At 70.6% G+C, this 19,006-nt stretch carries 13 protein-coding genes; 9 read left to right on the top strand and 4 right to left on the bottom strand.

Features of this window, described 5'->3' with window-relative positions; all coding sequences use genetic code 11:
* The first annotated feature begins 538 nt into the window (after window positions 1-538).
* From AB0395_RS05575 to treZ, 4 genes are all read left to right on the top strand, one after another.
* Window positions 539-3,757: a BTAD domain-containing putative transcriptional regulator gene (locus AB0395_RS05575; RefSeq protein ID WP_366277367.1), complete on the top strand. Its 3,219-nt coding sequence runs from the start codon at window positions 539-541 to the stop codon at window positions 3,755-3,757.
* A gap of 183 nt (window positions 3,758-3,940) precedes the next feature.
* Window positions 3,941-6,046 (top strand): glycogen debranching protein GlgX, encoded by a 2,106-nt coding sequence (gene glgX / locus AB0395_RS05570; protein ID WP_366277365.1) that lies wholly within the window; start codon window positions 3,941-3,943, stop codon window positions 6,044-6,046.
* A complete protein-coding gene (gene treY / locus AB0395_RS05565; protein ID WP_366277363.1) occupies window positions 6,039-8,324 on the top strand; it encodes a malto-oligosyltrehalose synthase in 2,286 nt (761 codons plus the stop codon). The genes glgX and treY overlap by 8 nt, the downstream gene beginning before the upstream one ends.
* Before the next feature lie 4 nt (window positions 8,325-8,328).
* Entirely contained in the window at window positions 8,329-10,032 is a 1,704-nt protein-coding gene (gene treZ, locus AB0395_RS05560; RefSeq protein ID WP_366277362.1) for a malto-oligosyltrehalose trehalohydrolase, read from the top strand.
* 87 nt (window positions 10,033-10,119) lie between these two features.
* Here treZ and AB0395_RS05555 read toward each other — a convergent pair whose 3' ends face one another.
* The 3 genes from AB0395_RS05555 to AB0395_RS05545 all read right to left on the bottom strand — a co-directional run bounded on the left by AB0395_RS05555 (window position 10,120) and on the right by AB0395_RS05545 (window position 12,848).
* Entirely contained in the window at window positions 10,120-11,106 is a 987-nt protein-coding gene (locus AB0395_RS05555; protein WP_366277361.1) for a DUF523 and DUF1722 domain-containing protein, read from the bottom strand.
* Entirely contained in the window at window positions 11,103-11,627 is a 525-nt protein-coding gene (locus tag AB0395_RS05550; protein ID WP_366277359.1) for a sigma-70 family RNA polymerase sigma factor, read from the bottom strand. The genes AB0395_RS05555 and AB0395_RS05550 overlap by 4 nt, the downstream gene beginning before the upstream one ends.
* A gap of 234 nt (window positions 11,628-11,861) precedes the next feature.
* The gene (locus tag AB0395_RS05545; protein ID WP_366277357.1) at window positions 11,862-12,848 is read right to left on the bottom strand and encodes a MerR family transcriptional regulator; all 987 of its coding nucleotides are present in this window, start codon (window positions 12,846-12,848) and stop codon (window positions 11,862-11,864) included.
* Between the two features lie 148 nt (window positions 12,849-12,996).
* Between AB0395_RS05545 and AB0395_RS05540 the strand changes: the two genes are divergently transcribed.
* The 4 genes from AB0395_RS05540 to AB0395_RS05525 all read left to right on the top strand — a co-directional run bounded on the left by AB0395_RS05540 (window position 12,997) and on the right by AB0395_RS05525 (window position 16,858).
* Entirely contained in the window at window positions 12,997-14,274 is a 1,278-nt protein-coding gene (locus tag AB0395_RS05540; RefSeq protein ID WP_366277585.1) for a deoxyribodipyrimidine photo-lyase, read from the top strand.
* 279 nt (window positions 14,275-14,553) lie between these two features.
* A complete protein-coding gene (locus tag AB0395_RS05535) occupies window positions 14,554-15,324 on the top strand; it encodes an SAM-dependent methyltransferase (protein ID WP_366277356.1) in 771 nt (256 codons plus the stop codon).
* Between the two features lie 86 nt (window positions 15,325-15,410).
* The gene (locus AB0395_RS05530; RefSeq protein WP_366277354.1) at window positions 15,411-16,367 is read left to right on the top strand and encodes a hypothetical protein; all 957 of its coding nucleotides are present in this window, start codon (window positions 15,411-15,413) and stop codon (window positions 16,365-16,367) included.
* Window positions 16,368-16,456: 89 nt separating this feature from the next.
* On the top strand, window positions 16,457-16,858 hold the full coding sequence (locus AB0395_RS05525) for a VOC family protein (protein WP_366277352.1): 402 nt from the start codon (window positions 16,457-16,459) through the stop codon (window positions 16,856-16,858).
* 2 nt (window positions 16,859-16,860) lie between these two features.
* On the opposite strand, the gene AB0395_RS05520 is transcribed toward AB0395_RS05525, so the two are convergent.
* On the bottom strand, window positions 16,861-17,202 hold the full coding sequence (locus AB0395_RS05520; RefSeq protein ID WP_366277350.1) for a hypothetical protein: 342 nt from the start codon (window positions 17,200-17,202) through the stop codon (window positions 16,861-16,863).
* Between the two features lie 221 nt (window positions 17,203-17,423).
* Between AB0395_RS05520 and AB0395_RS05515 the strand changes: the two genes are divergently transcribed.
* Window positions 17,424-18,773 (top strand): amino acid permease, encoded by a 1,350-nt coding sequence (locus tag AB0395_RS05515; protein WP_366277348.1) that lies wholly within the window; start codon window positions 17,424-17,426, stop codon window positions 18,771-18,773.
* Window positions 18,774-19,006 lie beyond the last annotated feature (233 nt).

Genomic DNA, 19,006 nt, shown 5'->3' with positions numbered 1-19,006 from the left:
GGGGAGCCGGGGGTCCTGCCGGGGTGAAACCTCAAGGGGGTGACGATCCTTGAAACACGACGTCGAGGTCCGGATCGGCAGTCGGACCGCTCTTACAAGTTTACTGATCATTTACGCGCGTGCGCTAGACGGTTGGATCTTCGGGGAGCCTGATTCGTTCGCCTGGGTCCAGGAGTGGCAGATCGGCCGGGGCAAGTTGCTGAGGCGGAGCTACCGAGACGCCAGGTTCGCGGCCCTGTTGGAGTGTGGCCTGTGCCGGGGCCGGGGCATCGCCGGGCATGCCTCCTCCACCGAGGCGGGCTGCCCCGCCGCCACGGTCGCCGAAGCCGATCCCGATCCTGGGACCGGCACCGTGATCGAGGCCGGGACGCAGACGTGGACAGGGACGTGGACAGGGAGCGGGACGGGGACGGGGACGGGGAAAGGTTGCTCGCTGTGTGACGGCACCGGACGGATAGACCGGCTCTGGCTGAGGGAGGGCCGCAGGCCAAGGCCATGAGCGGCTAGTATCTGCCGAGGTCGTGAGCGAGGTGGCCGGATGGACTTTCGTGTGCTGGGGCCGGTCAGTGTGATCGCCGACGACGGGGCGCCGCTGGACGTCGGGCCCTACCAGCAGCGGGCGGTGCTGGCGCTGTGCATGCTCGCCGTCCCCCGTCCCGTCGCCCCCGTCAGGATGATGGACGCCCTCTGGGAGGACGAGCCGCCGCCCGGGGCGGTCAACACCCTCCAGGCCTACATCTCCAAGCTCCGCCGCGTCTTCGAGCCCGGCAGGAGACGGGCGGTGTCTCCCACGGTCCTGGTCAGCAGGCCGGGCGGTTACGCCCTCGACATCCCGCGGACCGCGTTCGACCTGTCCAGGGCGCGGGGGCACGCGGCCGAGGGCAGGCGCCTGAGCGCGGCCGGTGATCACGAGGCGGCGGGCGCGGAGCTGCGACTGGCGCTTGCGGAATGGCGCGGGGAGCCGCTCGCGGACTTCGCGGGCGCCTCGTGGGCCACCGAGGAGATCGCCCACATGGGCGAGCTGAGGCTGACCCTGCAGGAGGACGTCGCGGAGTGCGACCTCGCGCTCGGCCTGGGCGCGGCGCTGACGGGCGGGCTGGCGCAGCTGGTCGCGGCCAACCCGTTCAGGGAGCGCCTGCGTGTGCTCGGCGCCCACGCCCTGTACCAGGCGGGACGGCAGGCCGACGCGCTGGCCGTGCTCGCGGAGGGACGCGGTCTCCTGATCGAGGAGCTGGGACTCGACCCCGACCCCCGCTCCAGGGAGATGGAACGGCGCATCCTCGCCCAGGACCCGGCGCTGACCCCCCGTCTCACGGCGGTCGTGACACGTGAGAGCCGGCTGATCGGCAGGCAGGCGGAGACGGGGGTTCTGGAGGCGGCGGTCGCCGGCGGGGAGCACCGGGTCGTGCTGCTGGCCGGGGAGCCCGGCATCGGCAAGACCAGTCTCGCCGAGCAGGCCGCGGGGACCGCGCGGGCCAGGGGGCACAGGGTGGTGTGGGGCCGCTGCTGGGACGGCACGGGCGCGCCGCCCTTCTGGCCGTGGACGCAGGCCGTACAGGAGCTGGTCGGTGGAGACAGGAGGCTCGATGGGGGGCCGGCCCGGCTGGCGGGAGGCGGACGGTTCCAGCTCTACGAGGCGTTCGCCGGGCTGCTCAACGAGCACGGCCGTGTCCTGCTCGTCCTTGACGACCTCCAGTGGGCGGACGCCTCGTCGCTGAGGCTGCTGGAGTTCCTCGCCTCGACCCGCCTCTGTCCCGGGCTGACCGTGGTCGCGACCTACCGTGACACCGAGGTACGGCCAGGCGGAGCACTGGAACACGCGCTCGGTGCCCTGCTGCGGCTGCCGGACGTGCGCAGGCTCCTGCTGCGGGGGTTCGGCGAGGAGGAGATCCGCGAGTACCTCGGCAGGGCGGGCGCCGACCCGGGGCGCGCCGAGGAGATGAGCAGGCTGACCGCGGGCAACCCGTTCTTCCTGGGAGAGGTCCTGCGGCTCGGTGAGACCCCGCGGGCGCTGTCCGACGTCGTGCGCGGCCGGATGGCGGGCCTGCCGCCGGAGACCGAGGAGGTGCTGACCGTCGCGGCGCTGCTCGGCGGGGACGTGGCGGCGGACGTCCTGACCCAGGCGGCCGGGCTGCCCGAGGAGCGGGTGCTCGACATCGTCGACGCCGCGGTCGGCGCGGGGCTGCTGGCCGAGGGCGAAGGGCTCGCCTGCCGCTTCGTTCACGACATCGTGCGTGACGTGCTGCGCGAGGCGCTGCCTCCGCTGCGCCGCAGGCGGCTGCACGCCAGGATCGCCGAGGTGCTTGAGGCGCGCAGCGGGACCCGCCTCACCGAGATCGCCCACCACTACCGGGAGAGCCTGCTCACCGCCAGGATGACGGTCAAGGCCATCGGCTACACCCGACGCGCCGCCGCCCAGGCCACGGCCCAGTTCGCCCACGAGGACGCGGTCGAGAACCTGGAACAGGCGATCGCCATGGTCGACCGGCTCCCCAGGTCCGACGACGCGCTCCGGTGTGACCTCCTGCTCGACCTGGCCGAGGCGCAGGCGGCCGCGGGGATGAGCATCGCGGCCCACGCCTCCCTTGAGGGCGCGGCGGAGATCGCGGAAGGGCTCGGGGACGACAGCAGGCTGGCCAGGGCGGCGCTGGGCTTCTCCGACCCGATCTCCCTGGCCATGTACGAGGAGATGACCGGCATCGGCAGGCTCGCCGAGCGCATCGACCGGGTCCTGGCCTCGGGCCTGGCCGAGGGGTCGCCCTGGCGGGCCCAGCTCCTGGCCGCCGCCGCGATGACCGGCTCGACGGCCAGGCCCGTCGAGGAGAGCGCGGCGATGGCGCGGGAGGCCGTACGGCTCGCCCGCAGGACCGGCGACGACCGGACCCTGTCCAGGGCGTTGATCGTCCAGGAACTGCTGTCCAGGACCGACCACGACCACGACCGCAGGCAGGCGGTCATCGACGAGATCGCCGAGATCGGCCGCCGCACCGGCGACCTGGCCATCGAGTGGATCGGCCGCGAGACCGCCTACGTCGAGCTGACCGCCCAGGGCAGGACGGAGCGGGCCCCCGAGCTGCTGGCCTGGCTCACCGAGACGGCGGACCGGCTCAGGCTCCCCTCGATGGTGAGCCTGGCCGCCTGGCAGCGCGCCGTACACGCTTATCTGGGCGGGCGCTTCGACGAGGCCCTCGCCGCGGCCGACGAGTCCGCCGCGGCCTACCCCGAGGGAGCGCTGGGCAGGGACGACGCGGAGCTGCGGCGCGGAGTCTTCCGGTTCCTCGCGCTGCGGGCGCGGGGCGCGGCGGCCGAGGCGCTCGCGGTGGCCGACGAGATGCTCGGCCTGCGTCCTGGGCAGCGGCCCTGGCAGATCCTGCGCTGCCTGGCCCTGATCGACCTGGGACGGGCGGACGAGGCGCGCGCCGTCTTCGCCGGGCTCGCCCGCGACGGTTTCGCGCCCGTCGGCCCCGACCTGCCCTACCGGTTCGTTCCCGACGCCCTCAGCGAGATCTGCGCCGCGCTCGGCGAGGCGGAGGCGGGGCGGGTCCTGTACCGCATGCTCGCCCCCAACGCGGGCAGGTTGCTCGGCTGGTCGGTGACGGACCTGTGCCTGGCACGGCTCGCCCTGCTGGACGGCGACGCGGAACACGCCAACGCCCATCTGCGGGCGGCGCGGGACTTCGCCGACCGCGCCGGGCTGAGTCTGTACGAGCCCACGCTGCGCGAGCTGGGCGCCCTGCCCGCCGGGCGGGCTCGCTGAGGGGACGCGCGAATCGCCGGGCGCTCACCGTGGGGAACGGAACACTCCCATGTCACGCTGGCTTTGAGCCGCTGGAGCGGGCAATGTCTTCACATGGGGGCAGGTTCGCTGTGACAAAGGTGGGCGCGGGTGCATGACAGGGAGAACACGGGGCATGTTTTCCCACCGCTGAAGGGCGGTGCGATGATCGAGATTTGGCCTGGTGACCCCTATCCTCTCGGGGCCACCTACGACGGCGCGGGGACCAACTTCGCGCTCTTCACCGAGGCCGCCGAACGGGTCGAGCTGTGTCTGTTCGACGAGGAGAACAACGAGACGAGGGTTCCCTTCACCGAGTGCGAGGGATACGTCTGGCACGGCTACCTGCCCGGTGTCGGCCCGGGCCAGCGGTACGGCTACCGCGTGCACGGCCCGCACGCCCCCGCGCGGGGAGTGTGGTGCAACCCCGCCAAGCTCCTGCTCGACCCCTACGCCAAGGCGGTCGAGGGAGACGTGAAATGGGACGAGGCGGTGTACGGCTACCGCTTCGGGCAGCCGGACAGCCGCAACGACGCCGACTCGGCCCCGTTCGTCCCCCGGTCCATCGTGATCAACCCGTTCTTCGGGTGGGGACACGACCGGCCGCCCGCGACGCCGTACCACGACACGGTCATCTACGAGGCGCACGTCAAGGGTCTGACCGTGAACCACCCGAAGATCCCCGAGCGGATCCGCGGCACCTACGCGGCCATCGGCCACCCGGAGATCATCGACCATCTGACGGCGCTCGGGGTCACGGCGATCGAGCTGATGCCGGTGCACCAGTTCGTCACCGACCACGTCCTGCGGGAGCGCGGTCTGACGAACTACTGGGGCTACAACAGCATCGGGTTCTTCGCCCCGCACAACGCCTACTCGAGCACCGGCCAGCGCGGCGGGCAGGTGCTGGAGTTCAAGGCCATGGTCAAGGCGCTGCACGAGGCGAACATCGAGGTGATCCTCGACGTGGTCTACAACCACACCGCGGAGGGCAACCACCTGGGGCCGACGCTGAGCATGCGGGGGATCGACAACCCCGGCTACTACCGCCTCGTCGAGGACGACAGGCGCTACTACATGGACACGACGGGGACCGGGAACAGCCTGTTCATGCGCTCCCCGCACGTGCTCCAGATGATCATGGACTCGCTCCGCTACTGGGTCATCGAGATGCACGTCGACGGGTTCAGGTTCGACCTGGCGGCCACGCTGGCCAGGGAGCTGCACGAGGTCGACCGGCTGAGCGCCTTCTTCGACCTGGTCCAGCAGGACCCGGTGCTGTCGCAGGTCAAGCTGATCGCCGAACCGTGGGACGTCGGCCCCGGCGGCTACCAGGTCGGCAACTTCCCCGCCAGGTGGACCGAGTGGAACGGCATGTACCGCGACACGATCCGCGACCTGTGGCGCGGAGAACCCGCCTCCCTGCCCGAGTTCGCCTCCCGGCTGACCGGCTCAAGCGACCTCTACCAGGACGACAGCCGCAGGCCCGCGGCCTCGATCAACTTCGTCACCTGCCACGACGGGTTCACCCTGCAGGACCTCGTCTCCTACAACGGCAAGCACAACGAGGCCAACGGCGAGAACAACCGGGACGGCACCGACGACAACCGCTCGTGGAACTGCGGCACGGAGGGCCCCGCCTCGCTCGCGGTCGAGTCGCTGCGCGAGCAGCAGAAACGTAACTTCCTGACCACGTTGTTCCTGTCCCAGGGCGTGCCGATGATCTCCCACGGCGACGAGCTCGGCCGCACGCAGCAGGGCAACAACAACGTCTACTGCCAGGACAACGAGCTGAGCTGGGTCGACTGGTCCGACGTCAGGGAGAACTGGCTGCTGCTGGAGTTCACCCGGCGCCTGGCCAGGCTCCGCGCCGAGCACCCGGTCTTCCGCAGGCGCCGCTTCTTCTACGGCCGTCCGGTGCGAGGCTCCGAGGACAACCTCAGCGACATCGCCTGGTTCACCCCGCAAGGGGAGAAGATGACCGACGCCGACTGGAACGTGGGCTACGCCAAGTCACTGGCGGTCTTCCTGAACGGCGACGCCATCACCGAGCCGGACCGCAGGGGGCGGCAGATCAAGGACGCCTCGTTCCTGCTGCTGTTCAACGCCCACAACGACGTCATCGAGTTCACCATCCCCAAGGACTACGGCGACATGTGGGTGACGGAGATCGACACGGCGATGCCGATCATCGTCGACACCCGGGTCTGCAGGGCGGCAGAGGAGGTTCCGGTGGTCGGCCGGTCTGTGCGGGTGTTGCGGCGTGTCTGAGACTTCCAACGGGTTTTCCGGCGGGACCGCCGGTGGGAGGAGCGCCGAGGGGGCTTCCGAGGAGGCCGCGGAGGGGCGCCGCAGCGCGCCCAGCTCGACCTACCGGATTCAGCTGACCCCCGACTTCGGCTTCGCCGACGTCGCCGAGCTGGCCCCCTACCTGCGCGATCTCGGGGTGAGCCATGTCTACCTCTCCCCGATCCTGCAGGCCACGCCGCAGTCGCGGCACGGCTACGACGTGACCGACCACTCCCGGGTCAGGGAGGAGTTCGGCGGGGCCGAGGGGCTGCGGGCGCTGTCGGCGACGCTGACCGGATACGGCCTCGGGATCGTCCTGGACATCGTGCCCAACCACATGACGATCCCGGTGCCCGAGTCGGGCAACCGGCAGCTCTGGTCGGTGCTCGGGGAGGGGCGGGCGTCGCCGTACGCGTCATGGTTCGACATTGACTGGGCCGGCGGCGACGGCAGGGTGAACATGCCGGTGCTCGGCGACGCGGTCCAGCCGGTCGCGGACGGTGACGTGCTGCGCTACCACGGGCATGAGTTCCCGCTGCCCGACACCCACTACCGGCTGGTCGACTGGCGTGCCGGGCCCGGCTACCGGCGTTTCTTCGACGTGTCCTCGCTGATCGGGGTGCGGGTGGAGGACCCGGAGGTCTTCGACGCCACCCACGAGGTGATCCTCGGGCTGGTTCGCGAGGGGGTCGTCAACGGCCTGCGGGTCGACCACCCCGACGGCCTGGCCGAGCCGCGCGGCTACCTCGCCAAGCTCCGCGCGGCCTCCGGGGTGTGGACGGTCGCGGAGAAGATCCTGATCGGCGCGGAGCGGCTACCCGGCGACTGGGACTGCGACGGCACCACCGGTTACGAGGTGCTCAACCGGATCACCGGCCTGTTCGTCGACCTGGCGGGGGAGCGGCCACTGGTCGACCTGTTCGTCGCGCGCACCGGCATGCCCCGCGAGTACGCCACCGTGGTCAGGGAGTCGAAGCGGGAGGTCCTCGACCTGTTCTTCACCGCCGAGATCGACCGGCTGCACGCCCTCGTCGGCTCAGACCGCGAGACACTGGTCGAGCTGCTGGCCGCGATGCCCGTCTACCGGGCATACGCGGTGCCCGGCGAGCCGGTGCCCAGGGCGTCCGCCGCGATCGTCGAGGCGGCGGGCCGGGTCGCCGCGGCCAGGCTGCCCGAGGGCGCCCCGGTCGCCGAGGTCGTCGACGCGGTCCTGTACGGCCCCGCGGAGGCCGTCACCCGCTTCCAGCAGACCTGCGGCCCCGTCATGGCCAAGGGGGTCGAGGACACCGCGCTCTACCGCTGGTATCCACTGGCGTGCCTGAACGAGGTCGGCGGGGAGCCCGACCGGTTCGACGGCGGCGTCGAGGCCTTCCACGCGTTCTGCGGGGAGATGTCCCCCGGGACGATGACCACGCTGTCCACCCACGACACCAAGCGCTCCGAGGACGTGCGCGCCCGTCTCGCCGTGCTGTCCGAGCTGCCGCAGGAGTGGGCGGAGGCGGTGGGGGAGTGGTCGTCCAAGGTCTCCTTCGACCCCGCGCTCGACTACCTGGCCTGGCAGAACCTGATGGCCGCCTGGCCGATCGGTCAGGACAGGTTCTTCGAGTACCTGTTCAAGGCGGCGCGTGAGGCCAAGACCTCGATCTCGTGGGCCGCTCCCGACCCCGCGTACGAGCGGGGGCTGCGCGACTTCGTCACCCGGGCCTTCGGCGAGTGCGGCGCCTCCATCGCCGGGTTCACCGCCGGGATCGAGCCGTACGCCAGGTCCAACTCCCTGGGCCAGAAACTCGTCCAGCTCATGCTGCCCGGCGTGCCCGACCTCTACTGGGGCAACGAGATCACCGACTTCTCCCTGGTCGACCCGGACAACCGGCGCCCCGTCGACTTCGCACGCCGCCGCGCCCTGCTCACCGCGATGGACGGGCGGCGGGAAAGCCCGCAGGGGCGGTCGTGGGACGAGGAAAAGCTGCTGGTCACCACCCAGGCGCTGCGCCTGCGCGGGCGCCTCGACCCCGCGTTGCCGTACGTCCCGATCGAGGCGGACGAGCACGCGGTGGCCTTCGCGCGCGGGGACAGGGCGGTCGCGGTCGCGACCCGGATGCCGGTCGGGCTGGCCAGGCGCGGCGGCTGGGGAAGCAGGACGATCACGCTGCCGCACGGAAGGTGGCGCGACCTGCTGTCCGGCGTCGAGCACACCGGGCGGATCCCGCTCGCCCACCTGCTGTCCACACATCCCGTCGCGCTTTTGGAGAGGGAGTAAGCCCGTGTTCGAGGTCTGGGCGCCGCAGGCGACCTCCGTCGATGTGGAGATCGGTGAGGTCCGCTACCCGATGGCCGTCGGGGCGGGCGGCTGGTGGTCGGCAGAGGTGCCGGGCGCGGGGCACGGGACCGACTACCGGTTCCGGCTCGACGGCGGTGAGCCGCTGCCCGACCCGAGGTCCCGCCGGCAGCCCGAGGGGATCTTCGGGCCCAGCAGGGTCTACGAGCACGACAGGTTCGGGTGGACCGACGGTCTGTGGCGCGGGCGTGACCTGCCCGGCTCGGTGATCTACGAGCTGCACATCGGCACCTTCACTCCCGAAGGGACCTTCGAGGCGGCGATCGGGAAGCTTCCGCACCTCGCCGACCTGGGCGTCGACTTTATCGAGATCATGCCGGTGCCCCCGGTCCCGGGAAAGCGCAACTGGGGTTACGACGGGGTCGACCTGTGGGCCGTGACCGACAACTACGGCGGCCCCGACGGGCTCAAGCGCTTCGTCGACGCCTGTCACCGGCAGGGGATCGGGGTGATCCTGGACGTCGTCCACAACCATCTCGGCCCCTCGGGCAACTTCCTGGCCCCCTTCGGCCCCTACTTCAACGCCTCGGCCGCCTCCTTCTGGGGCCAGGCGGTCAACCTGGACGGCCCCGGCTCCGACGAGGTGCGCCGTTACTTCGTCGGCAACGCCCTGCAGTGGCTGCGCGACTACCACATCGACGGCCTACGCCTCGATGCCGTGCACGCGCTGCACGACGCGCGGGCCACCCACCTGCTTGAGGAGATGGCGGCCGAGGTCGAGGCGCTGTCGGCGTCGGTCGGCAGGCCGCTGACGCTGATCGCCGAGTCCGACCTCAACGACCCCAGACTGGTGACCTCGCGCGAGGCCGGGGGGTACGGCCTGGCCGCGGTCTGGAACGACGACGTCCACCACGCACTGCACGTGGCGGTGACCGGGGAGCGGCACGGCTACTACGACGACTTCGCCGGGGCGCTGGCCAAGGTGCTGACCGCGGGTTACTACCACGACGGCACCTACTCGACCTTCAGGAGACGCTCCCACGGTCGCCCCGCCCGGCACGTTCCCGGGTATCGCTTCGTCTGCTGCGCGCAGAACCACGACCAGATCGGCAACCGCGCCGAGGGCGATCGGATGCCGCCCGAGGCGCTGCGCCTGGCCGCGGGGCTGCTGCTGACCTCGCCGTTCACCCCCATGCTGTTCATGGGCGAGGAGTGGGGGGCGCGCACCCCCTTCCTGTTCTTCACCGACCACGTCGAGCCCCAGCTCCGCGAGGGCGAGGCGGACCGGCGGCGGCGGGAGTTCCTCGGCCACGGCTACGACGACTGGGCGGAGAAGGCGCCCGACCCCGGCGAGGAGCTGACGTTCCTGCGCTCGAAGCTCGACTGGAGCGAGCTGGACGACGACGCCCATCGGGCCCACCTCAATTGGTACCGGGCGCTGATCGCGTTGCGCCGCGAGCATCCCGAGCTCACCGATCCGAGGCTGGAACGCGTCAGGGTGGAGTACGGCGAGACCTGGCTGGTCGTGCACCGGGGGACGCTCCGGGTCGCGGCCAATCTGAGCCCTGTCCCGATCACGATACGGACCACCCCGGGGCATGTCCTGCTCGCCTCCGACCCTTCGGTGACCGCGGAGGGTGAGGAGCTTCTCCTGCCCGCTCGCTCGCTGGCCGTACTGAAGGTGGGGTGAGCTGGAAGCGCCGACGAGGGTGGCCTGAGCCGGGGGCCGCCGTGCCGGAGGCGGGGGAGTCCGCCGTGCCGCCGTCGCGGCGTGGGCTCAGACCGGGACGTGGTTGCGCAGGCGCAGCTGCGCCGGATAGGGCGAGAAATAGGTCTGGTCCCTGACGTACCCGGCGCCCTCGCCCCTGGCGTGATGGCGGAGCAGGGTCGTGGGCACGCTGAGCGCCACCTGGCCGGCCCGGTAGGAGGCGATCACCTCTGCCAGATCGGCCCGCCTCGCCGCGTCGAGCGAGTCACTCATCATCCCCATGCAGTGCTGGAGCACGTTGACGTTGCGCCCGATGCTGGCCTTCCTGGCGAAGGCCGTGCCGAACGCGCGGGCGTAGTCGGCGGCCAGCTCCTCGCGGGGGCGCGCGCCCGCCCTCGCGACGACCCGGCCCGCCTCGTGGTAGGCGGCGGGGTCGTGGGCCAGCATCTGCATCTTGTGCCGGGAGTGGAAGGCGACCAGGTCGCGAGCCCGCCAGTCGCTCTCCAGCAGCGCGCGCAGCCTGGCGTGCGCGAAGATCCGCTCGACGAAGGTCTCGCGGAGCAGCGCGTCGTTCAGCCGCCCCTCGTCCTCGACCGGCAGCAGCGGGTGCGCGGCGATGATCCTGGCCGCGAACACGCCAACGCCCCTGCGGTCGACGGCGGCGTCGCCCGCGTAGACCGGGATGCCGTGCACCCCGCAGCTCGGGCTCCTGGACTTGAACACGTAGCCGTCGACGTCGAGGGTGCGCGCCCGCCGCGCCGCCAGGGACGCCATCCCGGCCGTCAGATCGACCCCGCTCTTACGGGTGACCAGGCGTGGCCCTTCTGGCGACCGTTCCAGGCGGAGGGTCTCGCGCGGGGTGCCGAGACCGAGCTCCATCTCCGGGCAGACGCGCACCCAGTCGACGTAGGGGTCGAGCTCCCCGTTGAGGAACCTGTCGCGGCTGTGGCCGCCGTTGAACCGGACCGGCTCGCCCATCAGGCAGCTCGAGACCGCGACCCTTGGCCTGATCTCACCGCGGGCCCGCCCAGCGAGGTCCATGCCGTCGCGGGTCATGCCGCTATCGGGGTGAGGAGGTCGGACAGGCGGCGCAGACCGCGGGCCGTACGGGCCTTGACGGTGCCGAGCGGCACGCTCAGCCTCTCGGCGATCTCCCGCTGGGTCAGGTCGCCGTAGTAGGCCAGCTCGATGGCCTGGCGCTGCGGTGCGGGCAGCGCGGCCAGTGCCCGCTGGACCTGGTCACGCTCGGCCAGGCCGTCCCCGTGGGTCCGGCCGTCCTGGCCCGCGGGGTCGGCGACCACATCCAGCGGCACCGTCTGCGGCGCGCGCGCCCGCAGGTGGTCGACCGCCCGGTTGTGCGCGATGCCGAGCAGCCAGGCGGGAAGGCTGCGGGCCGGGTCGAAACGGTGCCGTGACCGCCAGACCTCGGCGAAAACCACCTGCTGCAGGTCTTCGATGTCCTGGGGGGCCACGAAACGGCGCAGGTAAGAGCGGACGAGCGGGCCGTGCGTATGGAAGCACTCGGCCAGCGCGGTGTCGTCGCCCTCGGCGAGCCGAACGTTCAAGGTGTCTGTCATGGTGGCTTCCCTTGCCGAGAAAACCTATTCAAAACTTATTCATACTCCTCAGTCTCGGTGATCGCAACCTTGATGGGAAGACCGGTACGGCGCGGGGACGCCTCGTGCGGCCGGGATGGCGCGTCACCGCGGTGACAGAGCGTCCCAGCGGCGTGGCGAGAGGGCGTCTCAGGGCACTGAAGAGCGTCTCAGAGCGCTGCGGTGAGAGGGCGTCTCAGCGCACTGGAGAACGTCTCAGCGCAGTGCGGCGCCGATCCAGGTGAGCGCCTCGGCGAAGGAGGTGACGCGCCCGATCGACGGGGGCAGGCCATCCCACCACCCGCCGCCGCCGACGACGAGGCGGCTCGGCGGGCGCAGCAGGGGCAGCAGGGAGAGCGGCGCGGGGTCGCCGGTCTCCGGAAGCTGGGACCAGACGAAGACCACCGCGGGGCCAAGACGGCGCATCGCGTCGCCGAGCGCCGAGTAGGGGGTCCGCGCGCCGAGCACGCGTGTGTCGACGTGGTAGTCGACGGTCAGCACCGCGGCCAGCGCGTAGATCGGCAGGCTGTGCTGCTCGTCCTCCGCGCAGGCCAGCAGCACCGGACGCTCGTTGACGGACCTGGCGGGACGGTGGACGAGCCGGGTGAGCGCGGTCAGCACCCGGTCGGAGAACACGTGCTCCACCTCGATGCTCGCGCCGGTCTCCGCCTGGCGCCTGCAGATGACGTCGAAAACCGGTAGCACCAGGTTCTGCCAGGTCCACAGGACGCCGTGCCTGGCCAGCGCGGCGCCGATCCAGTCGGAGATGGTCTGGCTGTCCAGCGCGATCGCGGCCCGCGCCAGCATCGCCACGGTCGGGATCTCGGGTGTCGCCGGAGCCAGGGTGGGAATCCCGGCGGGCGCCGGTATGGTCACGGCCGGGACCTCGACCGGTGGGGGCGCGACCGGCCGCGTCCCGCGCTCCGCCGGGCCCGGCGGGACGGCCCTGATCCTCAGGACCTCCCTGGCGGCGTCGGCCGCGGACACCCCGCTCCTGATGAGCCGGTTCATCTCCTCCAGGCGGCGCAGGTCGTTGGAGTCGTAGCGGCGGTGCCCTCCCGGGCTGCGGCGGCTCGGGCCGATCCCGTAACGCAGGTTCCAGGTGCGCAGCGTGGGGGCGGGTACGCCGAGCCTGCGTGCGACGGCCCCTATGCCGTAGCCCGGCTCCTCCTCGGTGGTCGCCTGCCCCTGCTCGTCCGTCACCGTCTCACCTCATCCGCGGACGTCCCACGATCGATGTACCAGATTGCCAGCCGATGCGGGTGGTTCGGTCCATCCATGAGTTTCCTTCGGGCGCCCGGCCCCGGGCGGATGCAACCACGGGCGCGGGAGACACGAAAGCCCCTGTGTGATGGAGACCGTCGTCGTCCTGCTCAACCGTGACCTCCGGGTGCACGACCATCCGGCACTGGCCGCGGCGTGCGCGGGCGCGCGCCGCGTCGTGCCCCTGTTCGTCGTCGATCCCGCGATGCCCCCGGGTCACCGGACGGCGTTCCTTGCGGAGAGCCTCGCCGACCTGCGCCGGTCGCTGCGCGAGCGGGGCGGTGAGCTCGCGATCCGCTGGGGTGATCCGGTCGCGGAGACGATGCGCCTCGCCGGGGAGGTCTCCGCCCAGGCCGTCCACGTCAGTGACGACGTCAGCGCGCTCGCGCGGCGCAGGCAGCGGCGGCTGGCCGGGGAGTGCGAGCGGAACCGGATGGAGTTCCTGACCTTCCCCGGTGTCACGATCGTGCCTCCCGGCGCCCTCAAACCCTCGGGCGGCGGCGACCACTACCGGGTCTTCACGCCCTACTGGCGGGCCTGGAGCGAGCACACCCGCAGGCGGGTGCTGGAGGCCCCGAGGGCCGTGCCCTTCCCCGAGAAACTGGAGGCGGGCTCCCTGCCCGTGTCGAGGCGCGGGCCGCACGGGCTGTTCAGGGGTGGCGAGACGGTCGCCCGCGAGCGGATGAGGAGCTGGCTGAAGCACTGCGTCGAGGACTACGCGGAGGGTCACGACGACCTCGCGGGTAACCGTACCTCCAAGCTCGGGCCCTACCTGCGCTTCGGCTGCCTGTCGCCGCTCGAGCTCGAGTCGCTCTCGGTCAACGGCGAAGAATTCGTCAGGCAACTCTGTTGGAGGGACTTCTTCCACCAGGTCACGCTGGCCTTTCCGCGCATCAACCGGGACGACTACCGGGCGCGTGGCCAGGAATGGGTCGACGACCCGGACGCGGCCCAGGCGTGGAAGGAGGGCAGAACCGGGGTGCCGATCGTGGACGCGGGCATGCGGCAACTGCTCGCCGAGGGCTGGATGCACAACCGTGCCCGTATGCTCACGGCGTCGTTCCTGGTCAGGCGGCTGCGTGTGGACTGGCGGGCGGGCGCGGAACACTTCTTCCTGCTGCTGCTCGACGGAGACGTCCCCAACAACTACGGCAACTGGCAGTGGGTCGCGGGAACCGGCAACGACACCAGGCCCAACCGGATCGTCAACCCGGTCAGGCAGGCGAAGCGGTTCGACCCGGAAGGGGAGTACATCCGGCGCTACCTCCCCGAGCTGGACACCGTGCCGATGAAAATGATCTACGAGCCGTGGCGCATGCCCAGGGGGATCAGGGGCTATCCCGCGCCGCTGGTCTCGATGGACTGAGCGGTCGCGCGGTGCCCGGCGAGCGGACTCCGCCCCCTCGCGCGGACAGGGGGGCCGACGCGGGGGTGCGTGTGACCCGCTGTCCGTTCTCCCCGCGGACAGCGGGTCAGCCACGCGGACGCCCTTCGTCGCACGGGAACCGATCACGGGCGGTAGCGAATAGCGGGCCGATCACAAATGCTCGCCGTACGGTCCGTTTCGTCCCTTGTAGGCTACGATCTGCGACTGAGCCGGTCTCCACGGCTACCACGATCAGGTGACAGGGACGAGGTGGTGGCCGTGAACGGAAGAAAGTCCTCCGGCTTCGATGCGAGCACCCCGAACGTGGCCCGCATCTACGACTACATGCTGGGCGGGAAGGACAACTTCGCCGCCGACCGCGAGGCGGCCGAGCGGGTCCTCCAGGCCTTTCCCGAGTCCCGGCAGGGGGTTCGGGTCAACCGGCAGTTCCTCGGCAACGTGGTGCGCCACCTCGCGGGAGAGGCGGGCATCCGCCAGTTCCTCGACATCGGCGCGGGACTGCCGACACAGGACAACGTCCACCAGGTCGCCCACTCGGCCGACCCCGAGGCCCGTACGGTCTACATCGACAACGATCCCGTCGTGTGCGTGCACGGCAGGGCACTGCTCGCCAAAACCCCGGCGGTCGCCATGATCGAGGGGGACCTGCGCCGTCCTGAGGAGATCTGGGCCGCCGCAGTGGACACGGGGTTGATCGACCCGGGCGAGCCGGTCGCGCTTCTCCTCGTGGCGATCCTGCACTTCCTGGACGATCCGTACGCGGAGGTCGCCAAGCTGCGGGAGCTGATGGCGCCGGGCAGCCATCTCGTGATCACGCACCTGACGTCCACCAAAGCTCGCGATACGGACATCGACGAGATCAGGCGGATCTATGCGGGGACCGGTTCCGGGGTGGTCTCCCGGAGCATTGACGAGATCAAGGAGTTCTTCGGCGACTTCGAGCTCCTCGACGGCGGCCGGTTCATCTCGCCGCTGGCGATCAAGCGCTTCGAGGTGCTCGGCTGGGGCGGGGTCGGCCGCAAGGTGTGAGATCGGTCACGTCCGCCGTGTACGCCGCGTTTCCGGTCCTGACCGCAAGTGCTGATATGTCGTGTGCGGAACGATTCGCCGCCGTCATGCGTCGCACAGTTGTGATCATCTTTGACGGCATCGACGACGAGCTGCGCACCGCCCGTGAACGGGTGCGGCGGTTTGAACAGCTGAGTACCCAGCGTGGGGCGCTGGCCCTGCAGCTCGACGAGGTCGGGCAGCTGCTCGCCGACCTCGAGGACCAGCTCGTCAAGGAAGAACAGGACGTCTCCAAACTGGAGGCGGGCGGCTTCGCGGCGTTCCTGGCCGGGCTCGCCGGCTCGAAGGAGGAGAAGCTCGCCAAGGAGCGGGCCGAGGCCCAGGCGCTGCGGCAGCGCCTGGAGGGGCAGCGCACCCGCCTGCGGTGGCTCGAGGCGGACAGCGCGGCCGTGGAGAGCGGCCTGGCCGAGGTCGCGACGGCCAGGGAGGAGTTCGCCGGGCTGCTCGAGCGCAAGGAGCGCCTGCTGGTCGAGTCGGGGGACCCGAGGGCCAGGGAGCTCACCGAGATCGGCCAGCGGCTCGCCGACACCCACGCCGACCTCCGCGAGCACGAGGAGGCCCACCAGGCGGGGCTCGCCGCGATCCAGGCGGTCGGCCAGGTCATGCACAGCCTCGGCGGCGCCCGCGGCGCCTCCCGGTGGGACATGCTGAGCGGCGGTGGTTTCGCCGACATGGTCGAGCACGGCCACCTGCGCAACGCGAGCGAGGCGGCCTGGCACGCGCAGCGCGCCCTGGACACCTTCTCCAGGGAACTGGCGGACGTCGGGGTGCGTGCGAGCCTGCAACTGCCCGAGGTGGACACCCGCTGGTTCGCCGACATGTTCTTCGACAACATCGTGGTCGACGCGATCAAGCACCAGCGGATCGCCCGCACCGGCGAGGCGGTCGCCGAGATCGCTCAGTGGGTGAACGAGACGGTCGCCGGTCTGGCCACCCACTGTGCCGAGCTGGCCCGTCAGCGTGATCTTCTCGTCACCCGCAGGGAGGAAGTCCTGGCCGGTTGAGGGGAAGGTACGGCCGGTCTGCTGACGGGACCGGCCAACGGTGACAAGCTCTGGGCTGAAGGCATCGCATCGTCTCGATGGAGGGCAGCATGTCGAACCCCCATGTGGTTCCATTCCTTCGTTATCAGGATGCCCCGGCGGCCATCGAATGGCTGGGCAAGGTCTTCGGCTTCCGGCCTGCGGTCATGGTTCCCGGCCCCCGCGGGGGCATCGGGTACGCCCAGCTCATGCTCGGAGACGCGGTGATCATGCTGGCCTCGATCCGCCCGGACGAGCCGTACCTTCGCAGCGCGCTCGACCTGCCCGCGGTCAGCCAGGGGGTGTTCGTCGTGGTCGGCGACCTGGACGCCCACTACGAGCAGGCGGTCTCCAGAGGGGCGGAGATCGTGGTCGAGCCCGAGGCCACCCCCGAAGGCACCAGGATCTACGTGGCCTTCGACCTGGAAGGTCAGCTCTGGGCTTTCGGGGACGGCTTCGAGGTCAACGACTGACCTCAGTGCTCGTGGTCGTGGTCATGGTCGTGGTCGTCTTCCTCGTCCGAGGGGCCGTCTGAGGGTTCGACTCCCAGTACGGCCTCTCGGGGCTCGATCTGCTCCACGTGCTCGATCAGACCCAGAACGTGGTCCGGCTCGATGAGCCACTGCAGCGCGGTGGCTCCCGTGTCGTCGGCGGAGACCATCTCCGCCTGCTCCCTGCGCTCGTCGTCGTCCAGGTCGGCGTCCGGATGGTTGATTTCCTTCAGCGCGGCTTCCTGGAGCCCGGCGAGGTCCTGAACTTCAACGGTCAGCTCAACCGTCAGACGCAGATAGCGTTCGGTGCCCGATTCATCACTCATGGTGGAATCCTAGTGCCATGGTGACGGACGACCAGACTAACTGATCGTTTCAGGGTGGGATCGGCGTGCCCACGCCGGAACCGGTTCCGGCGGCATCGATTTGCGGCCTGACCGACGGTCGCTGTCTGATCCAGGAAACATGCTCCAGGCCACACAGATGTCATTCGGGGCCGAGGCTTCTTTTCGGCATCCCGAAAATCCCCCCAAAGGAGCTGAACGTCATGACCGAGATCGACAGTTCACCGGCGTTACACCGCGGGCTCAAACGCCGGCACATGACGATGATCGGCCTCGGCGGCATCATCAGTGCCGGGCTGTTCGTCAGCAGCGGCAAGGTGATCGCCGATACCGGGCCCGCGGCCCTGGTCGCCTACGTGCTGGGCGGGGCGATCGTCATCCTGGTGATGAGGATGCTCGGCGAGATGGCCGCGGCTCGCCCCTCTTCCGGCTCCTTTATCGACTACGCGCGTCTCGCTCTGGGCGAGCGGGCCGGATTCCTGGTCGGCTGGAGTTACTGGCTGTTCGCGATCGTGGCGGTGGCCTTCGAGGCGGTGGCCGGGGCTCAGCTCCTGCGCGCGCTGGCTCCCGCGCTGCCGGTGCTGCCGGTCGCGGTCGCGTTGGTTGTGACGATCACCGCGGCCAACCTGGTGTCGGTGAAGCTGTTCGGCGAGACCGAGTTCTGGCTGGCCACCGTCAAGATCGTCGCCATCGTCTTCTTCATCGGGGCGGGGGCGCTGTTCGTCGTCGGGCTGTGGCCGGGGGGCGGGAGGGGCCTGACGGCCCTGACCGAGTACGGCGGTTTCGCTCCGAAGGGCTGGGGCGCCGTGCCCGTCGCGCTGGTCACGGTGCTGTTCTCCTACTTCGGTGCCGAGATCGTCACCATCGCCGCCGCCGAGTCGCAGGAACCGGCCACGGAAGTCGCCAGGGCCACCATCCGGGTGATCTGGCGGGTTCTGATGTTCTATGTCGGCTCGGTCTTCGTGATCGTCGCGGTCGTGCCGTGGAATCAGGTCCCGGCCAACGGTGAGGACAGCCCCTTCGCCACCGCCATCGACCGGCTGGGCGTTCCCGGCGCGGCCGACCTGATGACAGTGGTGATTTTTGTCGCGGTCCTGTCGGTGATGAACGCGGCGATATACGGCGCCTCGCGCATCATGACGACGATGGCCGCCCGCCGTGACGCCCCACGCTCGATGGCGTACGTCAATGCCAGAGGAGTGCCGACCCGGCCACTGCTGTTCGGCTCCGGCCTGGCCCTGCTGGTCATGTTCGCCGCCTACGCGGCGGGCGCGCGGGATCTTTTCGGCCTGCTGATCAACGTTGCCGGGCTGCTCGTTCTCGTGCTGTACATCTTCATCGCGGTCGCCCAGCTCCGCCTGCGCGCACATGCCCGGGGCCCGCTGCCACTGCGGATGTGGGGCTATCCGTGGCTCACCTGGATCGTGATCGTCCTGCTGGCGCTGGTGTTCGTCGCCGTCGCCGCCTCACCCGGTGCGTTGCCGGTCGTCATCGGCGTGGCCGCCGTGCTCGGCGCTCTTCTGCTGGCCCATCTGCTCAAGACCCGTCGCTGAACAGGAGCCGCCTGTGCGAACCGTCCTCGCCACCCTGTGCACGATGTTCCTCCTCACCGGCACCGCCAACGCGGCGACTGCCCGGTTCATCCGCGCTCTAGGCCGCTTTATCCGCGCGCTAGGCCGCGGATAACCGGACGAGGACGTCTTCGTCCACGTCGAGCGGGAGACCGGGGCGGGGCTCGTCGTCAGCGGGGCCAAGGTCGTCGCCACCGGATCCGCGCTCACCCACT

It is taken from the genome of Streptosporangium sp. NPDC051023 (genome assembly GCF_040689595.1).
In the GTDB taxonomy this organism is placed as follows: Bacteria; Actinomycetota; Actinomycetes; order Streptosporangiales; family Streptosporangiaceae; genus Streptosporangium.
Note: the sequence above shows the minus strand (reverse complement) of the source record. Positions and strands in the feature narration are given on the sequence as shown.

What these genes read in the sequence shown, in the direction of transcription:
- AB0395_RS05530 (WP_366277354.1), top strand. Translation starts at nt 15,411, where the DNA reads ATGCGTCGCACAGTTGTGATCATCTTTGACGGCATCGACGACGAGCTG.
- AB0395_RS05575 (WP_366277367.1), top strand. Translation starts at nt 539, where the DNA reads ATGGACTTTCGTGTGCTGGGGCCGGTCAGTGTGATCGCCGACGACGGG.
- AB0395_RS05555 (WP_366277361.1), bottom strand. Translation starts at nt 11,106, where the DNA reads ATGACCCGCGACGGCATGGACCTCGCTGGGCGGGCCCGCGGTGAGATC.
- AB0395_RS05520 (WP_366277350.1), bottom strand. Translation starts at nt 17,202, where the DNA reads ATGAGTGATGAATCGGGCACCGAACGCTATCTGCGTCTGACGGTTGAG.
- AB0395_RS05525 (WP_366277352.1), top strand. Translation starts at nt 16,457, where the DNA reads ATGTCGAACCCCCATGTGGTTCCATTCCTTCGTTATCAGGATGCCCCG.
- AB0395_RS05515 (WP_366277348.1), top strand. Translation starts at nt 17,424, where the DNA reads ATGACCGAGATCGACAGTTCACCGGCGTTACACCGCGGGCTCAAACGC.
- glgX (WP_366277365.1), top strand. Translation starts at nt 3,941, where the DNA reads ATGATCGAGATTTGGCCTGGTGACCCCTATCCTCTCGGGGCCACCTAC.
- AB0395_RS05540 (WP_366277585.1), top strand. Translation starts at nt 12,997, where the DNA reads ATGGAGACCGTCGTCGTCCTGCTCAACCGTGACCTCCGGGTGCACGAC.
- AB0395_RS05550 (WP_366277359.1), bottom strand. Translation starts at nt 11,627, where the DNA reads ATGACAGACACCTTGAACGTTCGGCTCGCCGAGGGCGACGACACCGCG.